This is a genomic window from Vibrio gangliei (genome assembly GCF_026001925.1).
GTDB lineage: Bacteria > Pseudomonadota > Gammaproteobacteria > Enterobacterales > Vibrionaceae > Vibrio > Vibrio gangliei.
This window is the reverse complement of sequence record NZ_AP021869.1, coordinates 2,022,539-2,044,879: the sequence shown is the minus strand read 5'-3', so window position 1 is coordinate 2,044,879 and position 22,341 is coordinate 2,022,539. Positions and strand designations below refer to the sequence as shown.

The following is a 22,341-nucleotide window of genomic DNA, read 5'->3' as shown; positions in this document are numbered from 1 at the left end:
ATCAACTCCGAGCGGTTCGACAATCATTGTGAGCAAGATTGACAGATAAAGCACACATAATTCTTTCATAACAAGTTTGTTTATAAAAAAGACTTAACACCATCTCGCTTTTTAGATAATGGGTATTCAAATTCATGGCCAACTTTTACCAAGCCAAAAAAACTAAACCACAGCAGCAAAAACACCAAGTGGTGACGATTGAAAAATTGGATCATCAAGGGGCGGGAATCGCTTATTTCAATAACAAGCCGATGTTTGTAGAAGGCGCGTTACCGCAAGAACAAGTCTTGGTGCAGCCGATTGAAGAAAAAAGCAAATTTTCGCGTGGTAAATTGATAGCTATTCAAAAAGCCAGTGCTCAGCGTATTGAGCCATTCTGTCCTCATTATCATCATTGTGGCGGCTGTAATTTGCAGCATTTGGATCATGATGATCAAATTGCTCATAAAGCTCACTCTCTGCAAAACCTGATGAAGAAATTTTCTGATGAAGAGATAACCTTGAGTGAACCGATTCGCTCGCAATCTCAAGGTTATCGCCGCCGCGCTCGCATGAGTGTGTTTTTTGATAGTAAGAAACAACAATTACAATTTGGTTTTCGCCAAAAAGCGAGTAAGCACATTGCTAACGTGACAGATTGCCCCGTGCTTGAGCCTAGCCTGAATTTGTTGCTGCCTGAGATTAAGTCGTTGTTACTCCAGTTTGATCACCCGCGTGCAATCGGGCATGTCGAAGTGGTATTTGATGGTAACCGCAGAGCCGTATTACTTCGCCATACTGAGTCGTTAACGGAACAGGAACGCGATTTATTGTTAGCGTTTGCCTCCAATCAACAAGTGACTGTGTACTGGTTAGATAATGATGGCGAGCTACACTGTTTAGCAGGGCAACCGCTGCAATGTGTCGAAACGGGCAATAAGATAGATTTTCTGCCGACTGACTTTATTCAAGTAAACCAAGCGGTCAATCAGGCGATGGTAAAACAAGCGGTCGAGTGGTTAGCGATCACTAAAACCGATCGCATACTGGATTTATTCTGTGGTTTAGGTAACTTTAGTTTGGCTCTGGCTCAACAAGCCCAGTCTGTTGTTGGTGTGGAAGGTATTCAAGCTATGGTCGACAGAGCGCGATCCAACGCTCAAATTAACCAATTAGATAACTTAGAATTCTATCAAGCTGATCTAGAACAAGACTTAACTCAGGCACCTTGGGCTAAAAAAGCGTTCGATAAAATATTACTCGATCCTGCTCGTGCGGGGGCATCGGGTATTATTGATAAAGTGGCCGAACTTGGTGCGAGCACTGTGGTCTATGTGTCGTGTAATCCAACAACATTGGCGCGTGATAGTCATAGTCTGCAAAACCAAGGATACCAACTTAAACGTTTGGCCATGATGGACATGTTCCCTCATACCAGCCACCTAGAATCGATGGCGCTTTTTGTTAAAAGCCAATCGGTTAAGAACAAGTCAGTTAAGAATAAATCGAAATCGGCGAAGCAACATAATAACCATGCAAAAAACACTAAGAACGGTCGAGTTAAACCGTCCAAATTAAAACTATTTTAGGCATGAATAAGCATTTTTAGCCTTTTATCATTCAAAATTGAAAACAGGAAAGTGTAATGGTCGCAGTCAGAAGCGCACATTTAAACAAAAACGAACAATTTGAACTTGAATCTTGGATTGAGAGTCTTCGTCAAGATGGCAAGACCAGCAATAAGTTGACTCAGGTTTACCAAGAGTGCGAGCGCTTATTAGAAAATCATCCTGATCGCTCGCTATTGTTGTGGCGTGGCCGAGAAATGATTGAAATTTTGATCACACTTTCTATGGACCGTCCAACCTTAGTCGCAGCACAACTTTTTCCTGTTGTAACCGCGGGCTTATTTGAACGAGAAGCCTTAATTGAAACCTACGGCAAAGAAATCGTGAAATTGATTGATGGCGTAGAAGAAATGGCCGCTATCGGGCAATTGAATGTGAGCTTAGATGCTTCAGAAGCCTCGGAGCAAGTGGATAATATCCGCCGTATGTTGTTGGCGATGGTGGATGATTTTCGCTGCGTGGTTATCAAATTGGCCGAGCGTATTTGTAATCTACGTGAAGTCAAAAATGAACCAGATGAAGTGCGTCAAGCGGCCGCAAAAGAGTGTGCCAATATTTATGCCCCATTAGCTAACCGTTTAGGTATTGGTCAGCTGAAATGGGAGATTGAAGATTACGCTTTCCGTTATCAGCAATCGGATATTTATAAGAAAATCGCTAAGCAGTTATCTGAACGCCGTATTGTGCGTGAGCAGTACATTCATGACTTTGTGACCAACTTGTCGAAAGAAATGAAAGCCGCCAACATCAATGCGGAAGTCAGCGGCAGGCCAAAACACATCTACAGCATTTGGCGCAAGATGCAGAAGAAAAATCTCGCCTTTGATGAGCTGTTTGATGTGCGCGCGGTGCGCATTATTGCCGATAAACTGCAAGATTGTTACGCCGCGTTAGGTATGGTGCACACCAAATATAAGCACTTGCCAAGCGAGTTTGATGATTATGTTGCTAACCCAAAACCTAACGGTTACCAATCGATTCATACCGTGGTGTTAGGCCCAGAAGGCAAAACCATTGAAATCCAGATTCGTACCAAGCAAATGCATGAAGATTCTGAGCTTGGGGTTGCCGCACACTGGAAATACAAAGAAGGCAGTTCGGCAGGCCGCAGTGGCTATGATGAGAAAATTACCTGGCTACGTAAGCTGATCGATTGGCAAGAAGAAATGGCCGATTCTGGCGAAATGCTGGATGAGCTACGCAGCCAAGTGTTTGATGATCGTGTATATGCCTTTACTCCGCGTGGTGATGTGGTTGATTTGCCAATGGGGGCCACACCGCTTGATTTTGCTTATCACATTCACTCGGAAGTCGGGCATCGTTGTATCGGGGCGAAAGTGGGTGGCCGAATCGTGCCATTTACCCATAAACTGGCGATGGGCGACCAAGTTGAAATCATCACGTCAAAAGAGCCAAATCCTTCTCGTGATTGGCTCAACCCTAACTTAGGCTTTGTCCATTCAGGCCGTGCTCGTGCCAAAATTAATGCTTGGTTTAGAAAGCAAAGCCGCGAGAAAAATATCGAAGCGGGTAAAGATATCTTAGAGCGAGAATTGCAAAAAATTGGCGCGACGTTGAAAGACGCGCAGCAATACTCGCTTAAGCGCTTTAACGTCAATTCTTCTGATGAGCTGTTTGCTGGTATTGGTAGTGGTGACTTACGTATTAACCAAGTGATTAATCACATTAATGCGTTAGTGAATAAGCCTACCGCGGAAGAAGAAGACAAACAAGCACTGGCTAAGCTACAGGAATCGCAACAAGCGCATGAAAGCCGCCCACGTAAAGATGCGGTGGTGGTACAAGGGGTCGATAACTTAATGACGCACCTTGCGCGTTGTTGCCAACCGATTCCGGGCGATGATATTTGTGGATACATTACTCAAGGTCGAGGCATCTCTGTTCACCGTGTCGATTGTGAGCAGTTAGAAGAGCTCAAGCATCACGCACCAGAACGTATTATTGATACCGTGTGGGGCAGTGGTTTTACTGGGCATTACATTCTGACTATCCGCGTGGAAGCGTTAGAGCGTAGCGGTTTGCTCAAAGATGTCACCGCGTTGTTTGCCAATGAAAAAATCAAAGTCAGTGGCATGAACAGCCGTACCGATTACAAGCGTCAAATTGTGATCATGGACTTTAACTTGGAAGTGACCAACGTTGAGGTTCTATCACGTATTATTGCGCGCGTTGAGCAGCTAAAAGACGTGCTGCGAGTGAAGCGTTTGAAGTAAGCATCAATATTGAAAACAGACACTGCCCATTTTTGCGCAGTGTCTTTTTTTATCCTCAATCTTCCTCTCAAATGAGTTCAGAACCGATGAAAGCGAGAACGATATGACTCAATCGATAGAACAATTGAAAGCCATTATGCAACAGCTGCGCGATCCTGATACTGGCTGCCCATGGGATACCAAGCAAACCTTTGAAACCATTGTGCCCCATACCATTGAAGAAACCTACGAAGTGGTCGATGCCATTCACAAGCAAGATTGGGCGAATTTAAAAGAAGAGCTGGGCGATGTGTTATTCCAGGTAATCTTTTATAGTCAGATGGCTAAAGAACAAAACTTGTTTGATTTTGATGATGTCGTTGACACGCTCAATGAAAAATTAGTTCGCCGCCATCCTCATGTTTTTTCTGATGAAAAAGTTCAAGATGAAGCCGAGCTGACTCAACGTTGGGAAATGACCAAGCAACAAGAAAAAGCCCAATTAGGCAAACAAGAAGAAAGTATTCTAGACTCTATACCAGTTTCGTTACCTGCTTTAGCTCGTGCTAATAAAATCCAGAAAAAGTGTGCCAAATATGGCTTCGATTGGGATTCGTTAGGGCCTGTCGTTGAAAAAGTGCATGAAGAAATCGATGAAGTCATGGAAGAAGCGTTACAAGTCGAACAAAACGCGCAACGCATCGAAGAAGAACTCGGCGATTTGTTGTTTGCCACTGTCAACTTAGTGCGTCATCTAGGGCATAACCCAGAAAGTGCCTTGGCGAAAGCGAATCAAAAGTTTGAAAAGCGTTTTCGAGGGGTAGAATCTCGCGTTCAGCAACAAGGTAAATCGCTGACCGATTGCTCTCTGGAACAATTAGATGCCCATTGGGAAGCAATAAAACAGCAGGAAAAGAACAATTTAGCGTAACAGAAATACTTGTTTTATATAGTGATTGTTTTGTTTGTAAAGCAGTGAAATGGTACTGGTATAGCTAAATTGATTTGAAGCAAGAAATAAAATAATCGAGTGTGATAGATTTCACGTTGTGGCGATAAATGGGTTCTGGTATAGTTTCGTCCCGTCCAGAAGAAATCCATTTCCCTCATTCAACCAATTTCAGGTTAAGCATGACGACAAATTACATTTTTGTTACTGGTGGGGTCGTATCCTCTCTAGGTAAAGGTATTGCAGCAGCATCACTTGCAGCGATTTTAGAAGCTCGTGGTCTTAAAGTGACCATGATGAAACTTGATCCATATATCAACGTGGATCCAGGCACAATGAGCCCGATCCAACACGGTGAAGTGTTTGTAACTGAAGACGGTGCAGAAACCGATCTTGACCTTGGTCACTACGAACGTTTCATTCGTACCAAGATGAGCAAGCGTAATAACTTTACTGCCGGTCGTGTCTACGAAGATGTTCTACGTAAAGAGCGTCGTGGTGACTACCTAGGTGCAACTATTCAGGTTATTCCTCATATAACTAACTCAATCAAAGACCGCATCATCGCTGGTGCTGAAGGTCACGATATCGCGATCGTTGAAATCGGCGGTACAGTGGGTGATATCGAATCTCTACCATTCATGGAAGCGATTCGTCAGCTTGCCGTTGAAGTTGGCCGTGAAAATGCGATGTTCATGCACCTAACGCTTGTGCCTTACTTGGCGGCAGCGGGTGAAGTGAAAACTAAACCGACTCAACACTCAGTAAAAGAGCTGTTGTCTATCGGTATTCAACCTGACATTCTTGTGTGCCGTAGCGATCGCATGATCCCTGCGAACGAGCGTAAGAAGATTGCACTGTTCTGTAACGTTGCTGAAAAAGCCGTTATCTCAATGAAAGATGTGGATTCAATCTATAAGATCCCGCAACTTATCCGTGCTCAAGGTTTGGATGATTTAGTGTGTACTCGTTTTGGTATTTCTGCGCCTGAAGCGGATTTATCTGAATGGGAACAAGTGATTTATGAAGAAGCGAACCCAACCGGTGAAGTGACTATCGGTATGGTAGGTAAGTACACTGAATTACCAGATGCTTACAAATCCGTAAACGAAGCGTTAAAACACGCGGGTTTGAAAAACCGTTTAAGCGTGAATATCAAGTACATTGATTCGCAAGATCTTGAATCTAAAGGCACCGATTTATTAGAAGGAATTGATGCTATTCTTGTACCTGGTGGCTTCGGTGACCGTGGTATTGAAGGTAAGATTCTAGCGGCTCAATACGCTCGTGAGAAAAAAGTACCATACTTAGGCATTTGTCTTGGTATGCAAGTGGCACTGATCGAATACGCACGTAACGTTGCTGGTATGGAAGGTGCTCATTCAACTGAGTTTAATAAAGAAACTAAGTACCCAGTGGTTGGTCTTATCACTGAGTGGGTAGATAAAGAAGGTAACGTTGAAGAACGTACTGAAGCGTCTGATTTAGGCGGCACAATGCGTCTAGGTTCTCAGCTTTGTCACCTAGAAAAAGGCACGAAAGCGCATGAACTGTACGGCAACACTCAAATTCACGAGCGTCACCGTCACCGTTACGAAGTGAACAACAATTTGCGTCCTCAAATCGAAAAAGCCGGTTTGAAAGTGTCTGGCCTATCGGCAGATAAAAAATTAGTGGAAGTGATTGAAAACCCGAATCATCCTTGGTTTGTGGCGGCGCAGTTCCACCCAGAATTCACATCAACACCTCGCGACGGTCACCCACTGTTCGCAGGGTTCATTAAAGCGGCGGGTCAAAACCAACGCGGTGAATTTGAATAATTACCTTAATCGGTAAACTTTGAAAGTAAGATGTAAAAGGGATATGGATGGTTGCTTTATGTTGTGCAGCCATCCTTAAATTTGACATTTATATTTAAATTGAACGAGAGGAAACATTAATGTCTAAGATCGTTAAAGTTCTAGGTCGCGAAATCATCGACTCACGTGGTAACCCAACTGTAGAAGCTGAAGTACACCTAGAAGGTGGCTTCGTAGGTATGGCTGCTGCTCCTTCTGGCGCATCAACTGGTTCTCGTGAAGCACTTGAATTACGTGACGGAGACAAATCACGTTTCCTAGGTAAAGGTGTTCTTAAAGCAATCGAAGCAGTTAACGGCCAAATCGCTACTGCTCTAGTTGGTAAAGACGCGAAAGACCAAGCTACAATCGACCAAATCATGATCGATTTAGACGGTACTGAAAACAAATCTAACTTCGGTGCTAACGCAATCCTAGCGGTTTCTCTAGCTAACGCAAAAGCAGCTGCAGCGGCTAAAGGCATGCCTTTATTCGAGCACATCGCTGAACTAAACGGCACTGCAGGCGTATTCTCTATGCCTCTACCAATGATGAACATCATCAACGGTGGTGAGCACGCTGACAACAACGTTGATATCCAAGAATTCATGATTCAACCAGTTGGTGCTGCAACGCTTAAAGAAGCGGTACGCATGGGCGCGGAAGTATTCCACAACCTAGCTAAAGTTCTTAAGTCTAAAGGCTACAACACAGCTGTTGGTGACGAAGGTGGTTTCGCTCCTAACCTTAAATCTAACGCTGAAGCGCTAGAAGTAATCGCAGAAGCAGTTGCAGCAGCAGGTTACGAGCTAGGTAAAGACGTTACTCTAGCAATGGACTGTGCAGCATCTGAGTTCTTCGACAAAGAAGCTGGCATCTACAACATGAAAGGTGAGGGTAAAACGTTCACTTCTGAAGAGTTCAACCACTACCTAGCGGGCCTAGTTGAAAAATTCCCTATCGTTTCTATCGAAGACGGTCTAGACGAATCAGATTGGGATGGCTTCAAGCACCAAACTGAACTACTAGGTGGCAAAATCCAACTAGTAGGTGACGACCTATTCGTTACAAACACTAAGATCCTTGCTCAAGGTATCGAAAAAGGCGTTGCTAACTCTATCCTAATCAAGTTCAACCAAATCGGTTCTCTAACTGAGACTCTAGCTGCAATCAAGATGGCTAAAGACGCAGGTTACACAGCAGTAATCTCTCACCGTTCTGGCGAAACTGAAGATGCAACTATCGCTGACCTAGCGGTAGGTACAGCTGCAGGTCAAATCAAAACAGGTTCTATGAGCCGTTCTGACCGTGTTGCTAAGTACAACCAATTAATCCGTATCGAAGAAGCTCTAGGTTCTAAAGCGCCTTTCAACGGTTTAAAAGAAGTTAAAGGTCAAGCGTAATTCATAACGAATTAGCTAGCTTTTAGTTCTTAAAAACCATCTCTTCGGAGGTGGTTTTTTTTTATGTGTGGAACGTTACTCGGTGCTCGGTCGTTTCACTACTCGTCGCTCGGAAGAGAAAAAGCGCTTTATCGATAGACGAGCAGCGCAGCGCCCGAGAGACGCTCCACGATCATGCTCTTCCTAGCCACTAGGGACTTGATACTAGGAACTACCTTTATCGAGAAACGAGCAGCGAAGCGATCCTAGCAGCGCAGCGCCCGAGGTACGAACCTACTCTCTCACCTTCTTAAAACTTTTAAACGCTTTGTTCATGATCCGCTGTCTCGAATAATGTATCATTAGCGCAATTATTTGATAGTGAGTCGATGATGAGAATATTTACTTTAGTACTCATCGCTATCTTGGCGACCCTGCAATATGACTTGTTTTTAGGCAAGAACGGTATCTTGGATTACCAAGCGGTTCATGCGGATATTGCAGTGCAACAAGAAGTGAATAACAGTTTGCAAAAGCGTAACCATTTGATGTTTGCTGAAATTGACGATTTACGCCAAGGCTTAGATGCGATTGAAGAACGTGCGCGTCATGAGTTAGGTATGATCAAAAATGGCGAAACGTTTTATCGCATCATTGGTGATGATTCAGAAGCCAATGCCACTTTCAACTCTGATGATGATCAATAATGACTGATTTCCCAACCCGATTTGCCGTTGTGGTGCCTGCCGCTGGAGTAGGTAAACGCATGCAGACTCATCACCCTAAGCAATATCTCTCTTTACATGGTAAGACGATTTTAGAGCACACGGTTACCAACTTATTGGCGCATCCTGCGATCGAATTAGTTGTGGTTGCGGTGAGTGACGGAGATGAATATTTTTCTGAACTATCCTTAGCTAAGGCAGATAATGTAGTGCGCGTCTCGGGTGGACAAGAGCGTGTGGATTCGGTGTTGTCTGGATTGCAGTACTTGTCGCAACATCATGCTGAGCAATACCCTTGGGTTTTGGTCCATGATGCGGCGAGACCTTGCCTCACTCAGCAAGATGTCAGCGCTTTGATTGAACAATGCCAGCAGGCGCAATGTGGTGGCATTTTGGCAACTCCGGTTCGCGATACCATGAAACGTGCCCGTAGTGGTTCTGCTCACATTGAAAGCACTGTTGATCGTGACAACTTATGGCACGCACTTACGCCGCAAATGTTCCCATTAGCTGAATTGAAACACGCGTTGCTTGATGGTTTAGAACAACAAAGCATCATCACTGATGAAGCCTCAGCGATGGAAGCTATTGGGTATCAACCTATATTAGTAAAAGGTCGCGCCGACAATATCAAAGTGACGCAACCTGAAGATTTGGCATTGGCTGAATTTTTCTTATCTCAATCTCGTTAACGCAAAGGAAAAATAATGATTCGCATTGGTCACGGTTTTGATGTGCATAAATTCGGTGGAGAAGGCCCGGTTATAATTGGTGGTGTGGCTGTACCTTATGAGCAAGGTTTGATTGCTCACTCAGATGGGGATGTTGCCTTGCATGCATTGACTGACGCCTTGTTAGGCGCGATTGCTGCTGGCGATATTGGCAAACACTTCCCAGATACCGATGATAAGTGGAAAGGGGCCGATAGCCGAGCTTTGCTGCGTGAAGTGTACCGCTTTGTGAAAGAAAAAGGTTACCGCTTGGGGAATGCCGATGTCACTATCATTGCCCAAGCGCCGAAAATGTTGCCGTACATTCAAAGCATGCGTGAAGCGATTGCCGCCGATCTTGAAACCGATCTTGAAAATATTAATGTCAAAGCGACCACCACTGAAAAGCTGGGCTTTACTGGCAGAAAAGAAGGTATCGCTTGTGAAGCGGTTGCCTTAATTGTTCAACAATAATTTCTTTAAAAAAGACACCAACATGACTGATATTTTAGCGCCATTTGCGTACTTATGCGGTAAACCCGCTGCGACAGCCAAAATCAAAGCGCAAGCCAAAGACTTCCAAGTTATCGAAGATTTAGGTTTTTCTTTTTCTGGTCACGGTGAGCACTTGATGGTGCGCATCCGTAAAGAAGGAGAAAACACGGCTTTTGTCGCCAATGAAATCGCTCGTCTTTGTGGTGTGCCATCAAAAAATGTTGGCTGGGCAGGGCTAAAAGATCGTCATGCGGTTACCGAGCAATGGCTAAGTATCCACTTACCAAAGCCTGAAATGGTATTCGATGCTGAAAAATTGGAAGCCTTGCATCCGAGTATTAAAGTGCTTGAGACGGCGCGTCATAATAAAAAACTGCGTCCAGGGGAGTTAGTTGGTAATCAGTTTATCTTACGTTTAGTCGATGTCTCTGATATGGATGATGTATTGGCACGCTTAGAGAAAATCCAGCAGCAAGGTGTACCTAACTATTATGGAGCACAGCGTTTTGGGCGTGAAGGCAATAACTTGAATGAAGCGCGCCGTTGGGGACGAGATAACGTACGAACTCGTAACCAAAATAAACGCAGCATGTATTTATCGACCGCTCGTTCTTGGATCTTCAATCACATTGTGTCCTCGAGAATTGAACAAGGTTATTTCAATCAAGCATTACTCGGTGATGTGGTGCAAGTGTCAAATGGCGAGCAATGTATTGATGCCAATAATATTGAGGCGTTACAAGCGCAAATTAACCAAGGTAATGCGTCGATTACCGCGGCGTTGGCTGGAGACAATGCATTGCCAACTCAAGATCAAGCATTGGCACTTGAACAGCCACAACTTGATGCCGAACCTGATTTGATGGCATTAATCAGAGGTAATCGCATGCGTCATGATCGCCGTGCTATTGGATTGAAAGCCATGAATATGCAATGGCAGGTTGAAGCCAACGATGTGGTGTTGTCTTTTTCATTGCCTGCCGGCTGTTTTGCAACCGCTATTTTACGTGAAGTGGTCGATGCAATAGAAGAAGAGCGCGTTTACGCTGATTAATCGAGCTAAAAATCTTAATCAAGGAATGAAGATGAAAATACTGCTGAGTAATGATGATGGGGTGAACGCTCAAGGGATCAATACCTTGGCGAAGTGTCTTTCAGAGATCGCAGAGATCGTGATTGTGGCACCGGATCGCAACCGATCTGGCGCATCGAACTCGTTAACGTTAGAAACGCCATTACGCGTGACTCAAGTCCGTCCTAATGTATATTCGGTTCAAGGTACGCCAACCGATTGCGTTCATTTTGCCTTAAATGAATTATTGAAAGATGACATGCCAGATATTCTGGTTTCTGGGATCAATCATGGTGCAAATTTAGGTGACGATGTGCTGTATTCGGGCACGGTGGCTGCTGCTATGGAAGGGCACTTCCTCGGCGTTCAATCGATTGCCATTTCTTTGGTTGGTCGTACTCATTTTGATACCGCAGCGCAAATTGCCAAAGATATGATATTGCAGCATGTGAAAAATCCGATCCCTGCTAAGCATTTGATCAGTGTGAATGTGCCTGATTTATCGTTAGAGCAACTTGGCGCTACACGCGTCACTCGACTAGGTGCGCGTCATCATGCTGAAGATATGATTAAGCAAAAAGACCCGCGTGGCGCTGATATTTATTGGCTCGGTCCTCCAGGAAAAGAAGCGGACGCCGGTGAAGGCACAGACTTTTATGCGATTGAAAAAGGGGAAGTCTCAGTGACCCCATTGCGTGTCGATCTCACTGCGCATGAAGCTATGCACTCAATGAAAGAGTGGGTAAGCCCAAAATAAAGCGTTGAGTCGTAGCTCAAATAAAAACACCGTAATTCAGTCACTCATTCAGCAAAAATGGCAAAAAATTAATAGTGAATCATGAAGAATATTAAAGCTGATCAGCTTGTATCCTTATTACAACAAAAGGGCATTACCGATCCTCGCTTACTTGAAGTGATGCGCAGTTTACCGCGTGAGTACTTTGTCTCAGAGGCCATGCGCCATCAAGCCTATGATAATAATGCACTGCCTATCGGTGCAGGGCAGACCATTTCTCAGCCTTATATTGTGGCCAAAATGACGGAGCTGTTGAACCTAAAGCCAAATAGTCGAGTGCTTGAGGTTGGCACAGGCTCTGGTTACCAAACCGCAGTGCTGTCTAAGCTGGTGGATCATGTGTATTCGATCGAGCGTATTAAGTCACTTCAGTGGGATGCGAAACGTCGTTTGAAACATTTGGATATTTATAATGTCTCAACCAAACATGGTGACGGTTGGCAAGGTTGGCTATCAAAAGGGCCTTTCGATGCCATTATCGTGACGGCAGCGGCGTCTCACCTTCCTGTCGCATTAACCGAACAATTGGCAGAAGGTGGCATTTTGATCATTCCAATTGGTGACCAACATCAAGAATTGATAAAAATAGAAAAGAAAGCGGGGGAGTGCATTTCTACTTTGGTAGAAGGCGTGCGTTTTGTTCCCCTCATTGCGGGTGAATTGGCCTAATTTCATAGAAGGTATTCAGGTTGTTGTTGAAGAGAAGTACGTTAATAGCGTTGTTTTGTCTTATCTTTTTAGCGGGATGCTCTTTGAATCCGTCTAAAAATGATCGTGGCAGCTATAAGGGCAGTTACTACGTGGTACAAAAAGGTGACTCGGTGTATTTCATCTCTTATCTTGCCGATAAAGACGTCAACGATATCATTCGATTCAACCGCTTAAAGCCACCTTACACCATTCATCCTGGACAAAAATTAAACTTATGGCGTTCGGTTTACGTGCCGCCAGCGTTTGATGGCACCGGCGCTGGTGATAGCCAGCCAACGGCAAATTCTTCGACTAAAGTCGCAAATAAACAGTCAACTTCCCCAGTTGTACAACCTCAATCAAAGGAGTATGTTGAACCCCAGAAAACACAAAACAATAATAATACTGTCACCCAATCTACATCAAATAACGACAAGGTAGAACGCTGGGTATGGCCAACACGAGGACGTGTGATCAGCAAGTTCGCGGTTGGTGACCAGGGCAATAAAGGGATTGATATCGCTGGGCAAAGAGGGCAAGACGTCGTCGCAACGGCTTCTGGAGTCGTGGTGTATGCCGGAAATGCTCTGAGGGGGTACGGGAATCTCATCATTATTAAACACAATGATGATTACCTTAGTGCCTATGCTCATAATGACCGTTTAAACGTTCAGGAAGGGCAGTCAGTGAAAACTGGCCAGAAAATTGCATCGATGGGAAGTACAGGCACCAATAGTGTTCGCCTGCACTTCGAAATTCGATACAAAGGTAAGTCGGTGAATCCAGAAAGCTATTTGAAATAGCGCGGTTTTGAAATAAGGCTATTTTCAACATTAAGCTACTTACGATAATGACATATTAAGCTGTTATGTCTTGCTAAAACTTAATTCGCCAAGGGGAGGCGCTTATGAGTATCAGCAATGCAGTAACCAAAATGAATGACATCGATGATTCAGAATTCGATGTTGAAGCGATGGAAACTGAGGAAGTTTCGCAAAAAGACGATATTAAAGAAGAGTATGAAATTTCGGCCAAAAGCCTTGATGCGACTCAACTTTATCTCAGTGAAATCGGTTTTTCACCACTTCTCACCGCCGAAGAAGAAGTACTTTATGCTCGCCGAGCTTTACGTGGCGACGCAGCAGCACGCAAGCGTATGATCGAAAGTAACCTACGCTTAGTAGTTAAAATCTCTCGCCGTTATAATAGCCGTGGTTTGGCACTACTTGATCTTATTGAAGAAGGTAACTTAGGCCTTATTCGTGCGGTAGAAAAGTTCGATCCAGAGCGCGGATTCCGTTTTTCAACTTACGCGACTTGGTGGATTCGTCAAACCATTGAACGCGCCTTAATGAATCAAACACGCACCATTAGGTTGCCTATTCATGTCGTCAAAGAGTTGAATATCTATTTGCGTACCGCGCGTGAATTAGCGCAAAAACTCGATCATGAACCCACTGCAGAAGAAATCGCATTCCAATTGGATAAGCCAGTTGAAGACGTGAGTAAAATGCTGCGCTTGAATGAGCGCGTAAGTTCAGTGGATACGCCGATTGGCGGTGAAGGTGAAAAAGCGCTGCTGGATATTATCCCTGACATCAATAATGCTGATCCTGAGTTTTCAACTCAAGACAACGACATTAAAGCGTCACTATTGGATTGGCTAGATGAGCTTAATCCCAAACAAAAAGAAGTGCTCGCACGTCGCTTTGGACTTTTAGGCTATGAGCCATCCACTTTAGAAGAAGTTGGGCGTGAAATTAATTTAACTCGTGAACGTGTGCGTCAAATTCAAGTTGAAGGTTTGCGCCGTTTACGTGAGATTTTGATGAAGCAAGGCTTGAGCATGGAGTCTTTGTTCGACGCGGATTATGAATGATGTAAATCGTCATTAGTTTGATAAAGGGAAGCCACAGCGGCTTCCCTTTTGTTTTTGTAAAGTTCCTAGTGCGTAGTTGCTAGAAGGAGTATGTTCGAGGGGCGTGTCTCGGGCGCTGCGCTGCTCGTTGCTCGAAAAAAAGCGAGTACCTAGAGTGAATTGACTATTAGCAAGAACGTCATCCTGAAAAGCGACGTAGGAGTGCAGTTCAGGATCTCCTACCACAATTTGAGTCTCAACATGCGGTAGTAGATTCCGTATCTTCTTCGCCTAGGCTCATGTATGGAATGACGTTATTGATGTTGAGAAACGAGAACCCGTTTTTTACTCGTCTCTAGGCCATTAAGCTCTTAAGACGATATAAGGCATCCAATGCTTCTCTTGGGCTCATGTCATCAGGGTTAATGTTTTCCAAAGCGTGTTCCACTTCGCTCAATTCAGGGATTAAACTCAATTGTTGTTCGGTCACAACGGCTTTGGTTGTTGAGTTAGGCTCGCTCGTTTCATTACCCGCTTTTTGGTGGCCGAGTGCTTCAAGTTGCTGCAATTTGGCTTTGGCTTGTTTGATGACAGATTTTGGCACGCCGGCTAGACCCGCTACAGCCAAACCATAAGATTTACTCGCAGCCCCTTCTTGTACCGCATGCATAAAGGCAATGGTGTCACCATGTTCAATCGCATCTAAATGGACATTGGCCAGGTGGTCTATTTGGCTAGGCAGTTCAGTGAGTTCAAAGTAATGAGTCGCGAACAAGGTCATGGCTTTGATTTTAGTGGCAAGCCAATGGGCACTAGCCCAAGCCAGTGATAGGCCATCATAGGTGCTAGTGCCGCGACCAATTTCATCCATCAGCACTAAGCTATTTTGAGTGGCATTATGCAGAATGTTAGCGGTTTCGGTCATCTCCACCATAAAGGTCGAGCGGCCTGAGGCGAGATCATCCTGTGCGCCAATTCGAGTAAATATACGATCAATCGTGCCGACAATGGCTGACTCTGCTGGTACATAACTGCCAATGTGCGCTAGGAGTGCAATCAAGGCGGTCTGACGCATGTAAGTCGATTTACCGCCCATGTTCGGGCCTGTAATGATCAGCATTTGGCGTTGGGCGTTCAGCTCAACCGGGTTGGCAATAAATGGCACATCCAACACTTGTTCAACCACAGGGTGACGGCCAGCATCAATATGTAGTTCTGGTTTTTCGGTTAATGTTGGACGGCAATAGTTAAGCGAATCAGCGCGCTCGGCCAGGTTTTGCAATACATCCAATTGAGAAAGCGAAGAAGCTAGCACTTGCAGGCTTTCCAAGTGTGGCATGAGAAGATCGAATAACTCTTCCCATAAGCGTTTTTCTAACGCCAGCGCTTTGGATTTTGAATTGAGGACTTTATCCTCGTGCTCTTTTAATTCCGGAATAATGTAGCGTTCGGCATTTTTGAGAGTTTGACGACGCACATAATGCGGTGGTACGAGATGACTTTGCCCACGGCTGACCTGAATAAAGAAACCATGTACATTGTTGTAGCCGACTTTTAAGCTATCAATGCCGTGACGATCACGCTCTTCCGCTTCCATCTTTTCTAAGTATTCGGTCGCACCGTCGGCAAGGTTACGCAGTTCATCGAGTTCTGCATGGTAACCTTCTGCCAATACGCCACCATCGCGGATCACCACCGGTGGATTTTCCTTGATGGCTCGCTCTAGTAACGAACAAATTTCATCTTTTGGTAAACAAGCTTGGGCGAGTTTTTGTAAATAGCGATGTTCAAAATTTTGAGTAATGCTGCAGAGCTCTGGCAGTTGTTGCATCGCATTACGTAGACGAGCTAAATCACGCGGACGTGCTGATCGCAAAGCTAAACGCGCGAGAATACGCTCAATATCACCAATGCTTTTTAAGCTCGGGTGAAGTTCGGTAAAATAGCCCTGATCTTTGAGCTCAGTGATGGCATCTAAACGCTGATTGAGAACCTCATTATTGCGCATCGGTTGATGTAGCCAACGCTTAAACATGCGGCTGCCCATTGGGGTCGCAGTTTTATCGAGTACTTCGGCCAGAGTATTGTCTGTACCGCCGGCTAGGTTTTGCGTGATCTCTAAATTGCGGCGAGTCGCGGCATCTAAGATCACCGAATCATCTTGGCGGTCAAAGGTAAGCGAACGAATGTGGGGCAAAGCGGTACGCTGAGTGTCTTTGACGTATTGAATCAAGCAGCCAGCGGCACATAAACCAAGCTTTGCATGTTCAACGCCAAAGCCGACTAAATCTTTGGTGCCAAATTGCATATTGAGTTGCTGCTTAGCGGTTTCTAATTCGAATTCCCAAACCGGACGGCGACGCTGACCTTTAGATTTATCCAATAAGCTGGTTGATGAAAAATCTTCTGGATAAAGTAATTCTTTTGGTGAAGTACGTTGCAGTTCTGCTTGCATGGCTTCAAGCGTTTCAGGCTCACATAATTGGAAGCGACCAGAAGTCATATCGAGCGTGGCATAGCCGAACTTATCATTTTGCTGATAAATGGCAGCCACTAGATTATCAACTCGCTCAGGCAAAAGTGCTTCATCGGTGACAGTACCTGGCGTGACGATGCGAACGACTTTACGTTCAACTGGGCCTTTGCTGGTGGCAGGATCGCCAATTTGCTCACAGATGGCGACAGATTCACCCAGTTGAACTAGCTTAGCGAGATAGCCTTCGACGGCATGAAAAGGCACGCCAGCCATGGGAATCGGTTCGCCGGCGGAAGTACCACGCTTGGTCAGTGAAATATCCAACAGTTGTGAAGCGCGCTTGGCATCATCGTAAAATAATTCGTAAAAATCACCCATACGATAAAACAGTAAAATATCGGGATTCTCTGCTTTTAAACGCAAATATTGCTGCATCATTGGGGTATGGGTTTCGGTTTTAGCCACGCGTATCACCTAAGATTTTTGAATAAATGTCATCACTGAGCGACATGATATTTTTCATGCCTTAAGAAAGCAATCGACAAGCGGGTAATGGTCTAAAATTAGCTCAATAAAAATGGCTCATCGAGATTGATGAGCCATCAGAAAGGTTATTACCTTTAGAGGTTAACTAGGACGTTGCCGTTTGTGGGCGTTTGGCATTAAGCAGCATGATACCGGCCACAATCACAAGACAGACTAAGCGGTAAATGTCATCGGTAAACAAAATGCCGAGCGCGAGCAACAACAGCAGGCTACGTTCACCCATATTGAGTTTATGTGTCAAGCGACCTTCAATGCCGCCGGCAAACGCGAAGATCAGACCGAGTGTTGTGATCACACCAATGAAGAAGTGGGTTAGCTCACCATCAATCCAAATCAAGCCAGAAAACGCCATCATGGCGGGAATAATGAAAAAGCCTTGTGCCAATTTAAAGGCTTGAATGGCTGAGCGCATTGGCGATGCACCAGCAATACCCGCGCCAGCAAAGGCTGCCAAAGCAATCGGTGGTGTGACGTTAGAGGTTTGAGATAGCCAAAATACGATCATGTGAGCCGTGAGTAGCCCAAGACCAAAGTCATTCAATGCCGGCACGGCCATGACCGATAAGACGATATAAGCGGCGGTAACCGGTAGACCCATACCTAAAATTACGGCTGCAACGGCAATTAATGCCAGTGCTGACCACAAATAGCCACCGGATAGTGCAATTAAAAACTGGGTGAATTGCAGGCCAATCCCCGTTTGCCCAACCACACCAACGACAATACCCGCGGTGGCACAGGCAATAGAAATCGGTACAGCAGAAATTGCGCCTTCTTTTAGGCCTTGTAGAAAAACGGGAAAACTAATGCGGCTGTGTTTTCTTAACATGGCGGCAATCAATATCGCAGCACAACCAGCGATGCCTACCAGTACCGGAGAGTAGCTTAATAGTAATAGCGTCGTAATAAAGACCAGCGGTACCAAGAAATGCCAGCCTTTTTTCATTACCATGCCAATCTTTTCTTCGACCGTCATGCCTTCTAAACCCAATTTGCACGCCATTAAATGGACATACAGTAAGGTACTGGCAAAGTATAAAATAGCCGGTGCGATGGAAACCAAGAGAATGTCGCTATAAGGAATACCGGTAAACTGCGCCATCACGAATGCTCCAGCGCCCATCACAGGAGGCATGATTTGTCCACCAGTTGACGCTGCCGCTTCAATGCCAGCGGCTTGCTCAGGCTTGTAACCTAGACGCTTCATCATTGGAATGGTGAGTGCGCCAGTGGTTACGGTATTGGCAATCGCTGAGCCTGAAATCGATCCTAATGCCGCTGAGGCGAGTACGCTGGCTTTGGCTGGACCACCTCGGTATTTTCCGGCCACAGCAAACGCGGCATCAATGAAAAATTGGCCGGCACCTGTGACTTGCAAAAAAGCACCGAACAGCACAAAAATGAACACCACACCGGCTGCGATGGCGAGAGGCGCACCAAAAACACCGTTGGTGGAGAAAATATGGAATCGAATCACTTCTTCTAGCGAAAAGCCTTTACTAGCAATGCCGGCGGGTAGGGCGTCCCCAAAAAAAGCGTAAGCGAGGAAAAGGGCGGCAATAAACACCATCACAAAGCCGACGGTACGCCGTGTGGCTTCTAATAAGCTAATGACTAAAATGACACCGGCGAGTTGGTCGATAGGCTGCAAGCCATCCAGTAAAAAGCTGATGTCATCATAATCAAAAATACTGATTTGATAGGTCGCCCAACAGGTCGCCACGATGAGTGCAATATCCACCACACGGCTGACGAGATATAAGCCAGTGAGTTTGGTTTCGGGTTTTATCACAGGGTAGAGTAAGAAAGCTAAGGTGATAATCCAAGCTAAATGAATGGGTCTAAAAACCGGAGCGGAAAGTGTAGGCTGTAAACCTTGCCAGACCTGAAATACAGATAAGCCAACGGCAAAAATAGCAGCAAGCCAAACCAAACCTTCAGTCATAGTTTGGTTAAGTGATTTGGATTTTGTCATTTCAAACTCCGTATGAAAAAACCAAAGAACCGAATTGTAGAAGAAGAGTGGCACTCACCATTGAGAGGGATGATAAGGTGAGCGCCATACATATTTATACCCAAGTTACTTGGGTATAAACTTACTTTTTCATTTGCTCATCAAGGTACTTTTGCGCACCCGGATGCAATGCAATGCCAGACAGTTTGTTCATGTTCTCCAAGGTAGTAAATTTAGTCACACCAACAACCTGACGAATTTTACTCATATTCTCAAACGCCACTTTTGTCATTTCGTATGCTTGTTCTTCAGGCATATTCTTATTGACGACTAAGACATTCCATACCGCTGGGGTCGTAAAGGCAGGGACATTTTTATAGCTTTCTGCTGGCGCTTCTAGTGCTTGGTAAGAGGGCTCCGCCGCAATGATTTTTTGCATTTCTTCATCGCTAAAAGACAAAATGCGAATATCTCGAGTCAGTGCTAACTCTGTAATTGCCCCAACGCCTAAACTGCCCACTATCACACCCGCGTCAATTTGTCCATTAGCCAAGGCGCTGGTGGTTGCCGTGTAATTCAGTGATTGAGGTTTGATGTCATTCTCGGTGATCCCTAGCGTGTTTAGGATGTTGACGGCACTGACGCGAGTACCTGAACCTGGTGCACCTAATGAAATTCGTTTACCTTTTAGATCGCTAATCGAATGAATATCAGAATCGGCGGGTACCATGAATTGCACCGCATTTGGGTAGAGTGCAAATAGCACCGACACATCCATTTTACGCGGGAAAGGTTTCACACCTTCATTCGCTTGCAAAACCACGTTGCCTTGCGCGATACCGACTAACTGTTTACCCGTGGCAACTTTGATGGTGTTTTCAACGGAAGCGGCCGTCACTTCTGCACGCATATCAAAGTCATCAATATTATCACTCCAAATTTTGGCTAAGATGCCACCAAGTGGATAGTATGTACCGCTCTGGCTTCCGGTTCCTATGGTGTAGCTGGCAGCAAAAACAGGAATTGAGACGGCAAGCGAAAGTGCGACTAAAGCTCGTTTAGCAAATTTGGTTTGTTTGGCAAATTTTTTTAACATGATCACTTCCCTTAATCTTATTATTTACCTGAGCATGTGAAGGAAAATACCAAAAGCGAAATTCAACTGCACCAATTCCAATAGCATTTTCCAACAGTATTAGGTATGAAGGTTTTTTATTACAACTACGCAAGTATAGAAAAGAACCGATTGTAAAAAGATTGTTAATCTCGTTTGGTGTGATTTGAAACCATGAATTTGATCAAAAAGTTAAGTAAGGTCACAAAAAAATAGCCATTTTCAAACTCAACATAAAAGAGCGAAGTAATGAATTTATCGGAATTACATATTCTTAGTAAAAGAGTCGGTATCAAACTGAAACAGCAATCACGCATGCTAGTGACGGCTGAATCGTGTACTGGTGGTGGTATTGCAACAAGCATGACGGATGCGCCAGGCAGCTCAGCTTGGTTTGATAGAGCGTTCGTGACCTACAGCAATGAAGCGAAAATGGAAATGCTGGATGTCAATGCTGAGACACTCGAACACTTTGGTGCCGTCAGCGAAGAAACAGTAAAAGAAATGGTGTTAGGTGCACTGCAATATTCTCGCGGAAGCTACGCTATTGCGGTAAGCGGTATTGCAGGACCAAGCGGGGGCACTGAAGAAAAGCCGGTTGGTACAGTGTGTTTCGGCTGGGGTAATGCACAAGGTGTGCTTGAAGTGGAAACCCAACATTTTAGCGGTAATCGTGAAGAGGTTCGTCTGCAAGCCTGTTGGCATGCGCTAGAGCATTTAGAAGACATGCTCGATCGAGAAGAAAGCAGCTAGACCTATATTAAATTAAAAAAATTCATATACAGGTGTGGACACTGTACAAATCAACAGTATAATGAACACATCTTTTAAGAACAGATTTAACGCATCCGAAAGGTGGAATAAAAATGGACGAGAACAAACAAAAGGCTCTAGCGGCGGCACTTGGCCAAATCGAAAAACAATTTGGTAAAGGCTCAATCATGAAATTGGGTGATAACCGCACGATGGACGTAGAAACCATTTCTACGGGTTCTCTTGCTTTGGACATCGCATTGGGTGCGGGCGGTTTGCCAATGGGTCGTATCGTTGAAGTTTATGGTCCAGAAAGTTCGGGTAAAACCACATTAACATTAGAATTGATCGCAGCAGCACAGCGTTCAGGTAAAACTTGTGCTTTCATCGATGCCGAGCACGCATTAGACCCTATCTATGCGAAAAAATTGGGCGTAAATATTGATGACTTATTGGTTTCTCAACCAGACACCGGTGAGCAAGCGCTAGAAATTTGTGATGCGCTAGCACGTTCTGGTGCAATTGACGTATTAGTTGTGGACTCAGTAGCAGCATTGACACCGAAAGCGGAAATTGAAGGTGAGATGGGCGATAGCCACATGGGCCTTCAAGCTCGTATGCTTTCTCAAGCGATGCGTAAGCTAACCGGTAACCTAAAACAATCGAACTGTATGTGTATTTTCATCAACCAAATTCGTATGAAGATTGGTGTGATGTTCGGTAGCCCAGAAACCACAACAGGTGGTAACGCTCTAAAATTCTACGCCTCTGTTCGTCTTGATATTCGCCGTACCGGTTCAATTAAAGATGGTGATGAAGTTGTCGGTAACGAAACTCGAATCAAAGTGGTTAAGAACAAAATTGCTGCACCATTTAAGCAAGCGGAAACACAAATTCTATACGGCCAAGGCTTTAACCGTGAAGGCGAATTGGTTGACCTAGGCGTTAAAAATAAATTAGTTGATAAAGCGGGTGCTTGGTACAGCTATCAAGGCGATAAAATTGGTCAAGGTAAGGCTAATGCTTGTAAGTTCTTGAAAGAGAACCCTGCTATTGCTCAAGAAATCGATACTAAGCTGCGTGAAATGTTGCTATCTCCTGTTGTTGAGCAAGAAGATGCCGTTGAAGTTGAAGAAATCGAAGCTGGTGATGAGTTTTAATTC

Annotated in this window: 17 protein-coding genes and 1 pseudogene; 15 read left to right on the top strand and 3 right to left on the bottom strand. The window is 44.8% G+C overall.

Annotation, left to right across the window (positions count from 1 at the left end; all coding sequences use genetic code 11):
• Positions 1 to 134: 134 nt before the first annotated feature.
• The 13 genes and pseudogenes from rlmD to rpoS form a co-directional block, all read left to right on the top strand.
• A pseudogene (rlmD, locus tag Vgang_RS09405) lies at positions 135 to 1,454 on the top strand (23S rRNA (uracil(1939)-C(5))-methyltransferase RlmD); the annotation flags it as partial.
• 170 nt (positions 1,455 to 1,624) lie between these two features.
• Positions 1,625 to 3,841 (top strand): GTP diphosphokinase, encoded by a 2,217-nt coding sequence (gene relA, locus Vgang_RS09400; RefSeq protein WP_105900882.1) that lies wholly within the window; start codon positions 1,625 to 1,627, stop codon positions 3,839 to 3,841.
• 103 nt (positions 3,842 to 3,944) lie between these two features.
• Positions 3,945 to 4,751, top strand: coding sequence for a nucleoside triphosphate pyrophosphohydrolase (gene mazG / locus Vgang_RS09395; RefSeq protein WP_105900883.1), 807 nt, complete (start codon positions 3,945 to 3,947; stop codon positions 4,749 to 4,751).
• A gap of 200 nt (positions 4,752 to 4,951) precedes the next feature.
• Positions 4,952 to 6,589, top strand: coding sequence for a CTP synthase (locus tag Vgang_RS09390; protein WP_105900884.1), 1,638 nt, complete (start codon positions 4,952 to 4,954; stop codon positions 6,587 to 6,589).
• 119 nt (positions 6,590 to 6,708) lie between these two features.
• On the top strand, positions 6,709 to 8,010 hold the full coding sequence (eno, locus tag Vgang_RS09385) for a phosphopyruvate hydratase (RefSeq protein ID WP_105900885.1): 1,302 nt from the start codon (positions 6,709 to 6,711) through the stop codon (positions 8,008 to 8,010).
• Between the two features lie 371 nt (positions 8,011 to 8,381).
• Positions 8,382 to 8,696: a cell division protein FtsB gene (gene ftsB / locus Vgang_RS09380; protein ID WP_105900886.1), complete on the top strand. Its 315-nt coding sequence runs from the start codon at positions 8,382 to 8,384 to the stop codon at positions 8,694 to 8,696.
• On the top strand, positions 8,696 to 9,406 hold the full coding sequence (ispD, locus tag Vgang_RS09375) for a 2-C-methyl-D-erythritol 4-phosphate cytidylyltransferase (protein ID WP_105900887.1): 711 nt from the start codon (positions 8,696 to 8,698) through the stop codon (positions 9,404 to 9,406). The genes ftsB and ispD overlap by 1 nt, the downstream gene beginning before the upstream one ends.
• 15 nt (positions 9,407 to 9,421) lie before the next feature.
• Positions 9,422 to 9,898, top strand: coding sequence for a 2-C-methyl-D-erythritol 2,4-cyclodiphosphate synthase (gene ispF, locus Vgang_RS09370; protein ID WP_105900888.1), 477 nt, complete (start codon positions 9,422 to 9,424; stop codon positions 9,896 to 9,898).
• A 22-nt stretch (positions 9,899 to 9,920) separates the two neighbouring features.
• Complete coding sequence (truD, locus tag Vgang_RS09365) at positions 9,921 to 10,973, top strand: tRNA pseudouridine(13) synthase TruD (protein WP_105900889.1); 1,053 nt, start codon at positions 9,921 to 9,923, stop codon at positions 10,971 to 10,973.
• Positions 10,974 to 11,004: 31 nt separating this feature from the next.
• On the top strand, positions 11,005 to 11,748 hold the full coding sequence (surE, locus tag Vgang_RS09360; RefSeq protein WP_105900890.1) for a 5'/3'-nucleotidase SurE: 744 nt from the start codon (positions 11,005 to 11,007) through the stop codon (positions 11,746 to 11,748).
• An 81-nt stretch (positions 11,749 to 11,829) separates the two neighbouring features.
• On the top strand, positions 11,830 to 12,456 hold the full coding sequence (locus Vgang_RS09355; protein WP_105900891.1) for a protein-L-isoaspartate(D-aspartate) O-methyltransferase: 627 nt from the start codon (positions 11,830 to 11,832) through the stop codon (positions 12,454 to 12,456).
• A 44-nt stretch (positions 12,457 to 12,500) separates the two neighbouring features.
• Positions 12,501 to 13,280 (top strand): peptidoglycan DD-metalloendopeptidase family protein, encoded by a 780-nt coding sequence (locus Vgang_RS09350; protein ID WP_406708307.1) that lies wholly within the window; start codon positions 12,501 to 12,503, stop codon positions 13,278 to 13,280.
• 104 nt (positions 13,281 to 13,384) lie between these two features.
• The gene (rpoS, locus tag Vgang_RS09345) at positions 13,385 to 14,356 is read left to right on the top strand and encodes an RNA polymerase sigma factor RpoS (protein WP_105900893.1); all 972 of its coding nucleotides are present in this window, start codon (positions 13,385 to 13,387) and stop codon (positions 14,354 to 14,356) included.
• A 334-nt stretch (positions 14,357 to 14,690) separates the two neighbouring features.
• Here the strand turns inward: rpoS and mutS are convergent, their stop codons facing one another.
• The 3 genes from mutS to Vgang_RS09330 form a co-directional block, all read right to left on the bottom strand.
• The gene (gene mutS / locus Vgang_RS09340; RefSeq protein ID WP_105900933.1) at positions 14,691 to 17,249 is read right to left on the bottom strand and encodes a DNA mismatch repair protein MutS; all 2,559 of its coding nucleotides are present in this window, start codon (positions 17,247 to 17,249) and stop codon (positions 14,691 to 14,693) included.
• Between the two features lie 193 nt (positions 17,250 to 17,442).
• Positions 17,443 to 19,332, bottom strand: a complete 1,890-nt coding sequence (locus Vgang_RS09335; RefSeq protein ID WP_105900894.1) for a TRAP transporter permease — start codon at positions 19,330 to 19,332, stop codon at positions 17,443 to 17,445.
• Between the two features lie 121 nt (positions 19,333 to 19,453).
• On the bottom strand, positions 19,454 to 20,407 hold the full coding sequence (locus tag Vgang_RS09330; RefSeq protein ID WP_105900895.1) for a TAXI family TRAP transporter solute-binding subunit: 954 nt from the start codon (positions 20,405 to 20,407) through the stop codon (positions 19,454 to 19,456).
• A 267-nt stretch (positions 20,408 to 20,674) separates the two neighbouring features.
• Between Vgang_RS09330 and Vgang_RS09325 the strand changes: the two genes are divergently transcribed.
• A complete protein-coding gene (locus Vgang_RS09325) occupies positions 20,675 to 21,178 on the top strand; it encodes a CinA family protein (protein WP_105900896.1) in 504 nt (167 codons plus the stop codon).
• Between the two features lie 113 nt (positions 21,179 to 21,291).
• The gene (recA, locus tag Vgang_RS09320) at positions 21,292 to 22,338 is read left to right on the top strand and encodes a recombinase RecA (RefSeq protein ID WP_105900897.1); all 1,047 of its coding nucleotides are present in this window, start codon (positions 21,292 to 21,294) and stop codon (positions 22,336 to 22,338) included.
• The last annotated feature ends 3 nt before the right edge of the window (positions 22,339 to 22,341 follow it).

Excerpts from the sequence above, each read along its gene's own strand:
- Vgang_RS09325 (WP_105900896.1), top strand. The coding sequence starts at position 20,675 with ATGAATTTATCGGAATTACATATTCTTAGTAAAAGAGTCGGTATCAAA.
- Vgang_RS09330 (WP_105900895.1), bottom strand. The coding sequence starts at position 20,407 with ATGTTAAAAAAATTTGCCAAACAAACCAAATTTGCTAAACGAGCTTTA.
- mazG (WP_105900883.1), top strand. The coding sequence starts at position 3,945 with ATGACTCAATCGATAGAACAATTGAAAGCCATTATGCAACAGCTGCGC.
- Vgang_RS09390 (WP_105900884.1), top strand. The coding sequence starts at position 4,952 with ATGACGACAAATTACATTTTTGTTACTGGTGGGGTCGTATCCTCTCTA.
- surE (WP_105900890.1), top strand. The coding sequence starts at position 11,005 with ATGAAAATACTGCTGAGTAATGATGATGGGGTGAACGCTCAAGGGATC.
- ispD (WP_105900887.1), top strand. The coding sequence starts at position 8,696 with ATGACTGATTTCCCAACCCGATTTGCCGTTGTGGTGCCTGCCGCTGGA.
- ftsB (WP_105900886.1), top strand. The coding sequence starts at position 8,382 with ATGAGAATATTTACTTTAGTACTCATCGCTATCTTGGCGACCCTGCAA.
- Vgang_RS09335 (WP_105900894.1), bottom strand. The coding sequence starts at position 19,332 with ATGACAAAATCCAAATCACTTAACCAAACTATGACTGAAGGTTTGGTT.
- truD (WP_105900889.1), top strand. The coding sequence starts at position 9,921 with ATGACTGATATTTTAGCGCCATTTGCGTACTTATGCGGTAAACCCGCT.
- recA (WP_105900897.1), top strand. The coding sequence starts at position 21,292 with ATGGACGAGAACAAACAAAAGGCTCTAGCGGCGGCACTTGGCCAAATC.
- ispF (WP_105900888.1), top strand. The coding sequence starts at position 9,422 with ATGATTCGCATTGGTCACGGTTTTGATGTGCATAAATTCGGTGGAGAA.
- mutS (WP_105900933.1), bottom strand. The coding sequence starts at position 17,249 with ATGATGCAGCAATATTTGCGTTTAAAAGCAGAGAATCCCGATATTTTA.
- rpoS (WP_105900893.1), top strand. The coding sequence starts at position 13,385 with ATGAGTATCAGCAATGCAGTAACCAAAATGAATGACATCGATGATTCA.
- Vgang_RS09355 (WP_105900891.1), top strand. The coding sequence starts at position 11,830 with ATGAAGAATATTAAAGCTGATCAGCTTGTATCCTTATTACAACAAAAG.
- eno (WP_105900885.1), top strand. The coding sequence starts at position 6,709 with ATGTCTAAGATCGTTAAAGTTCTAGGTCGCGAAATCATCGACTCACGT.
- relA (WP_105900882.1), top strand. The coding sequence starts at position 1,625 with ATGGTCGCAGTCAGAAGCGCACATTTAAACAAAAACGAACAATTTGAA.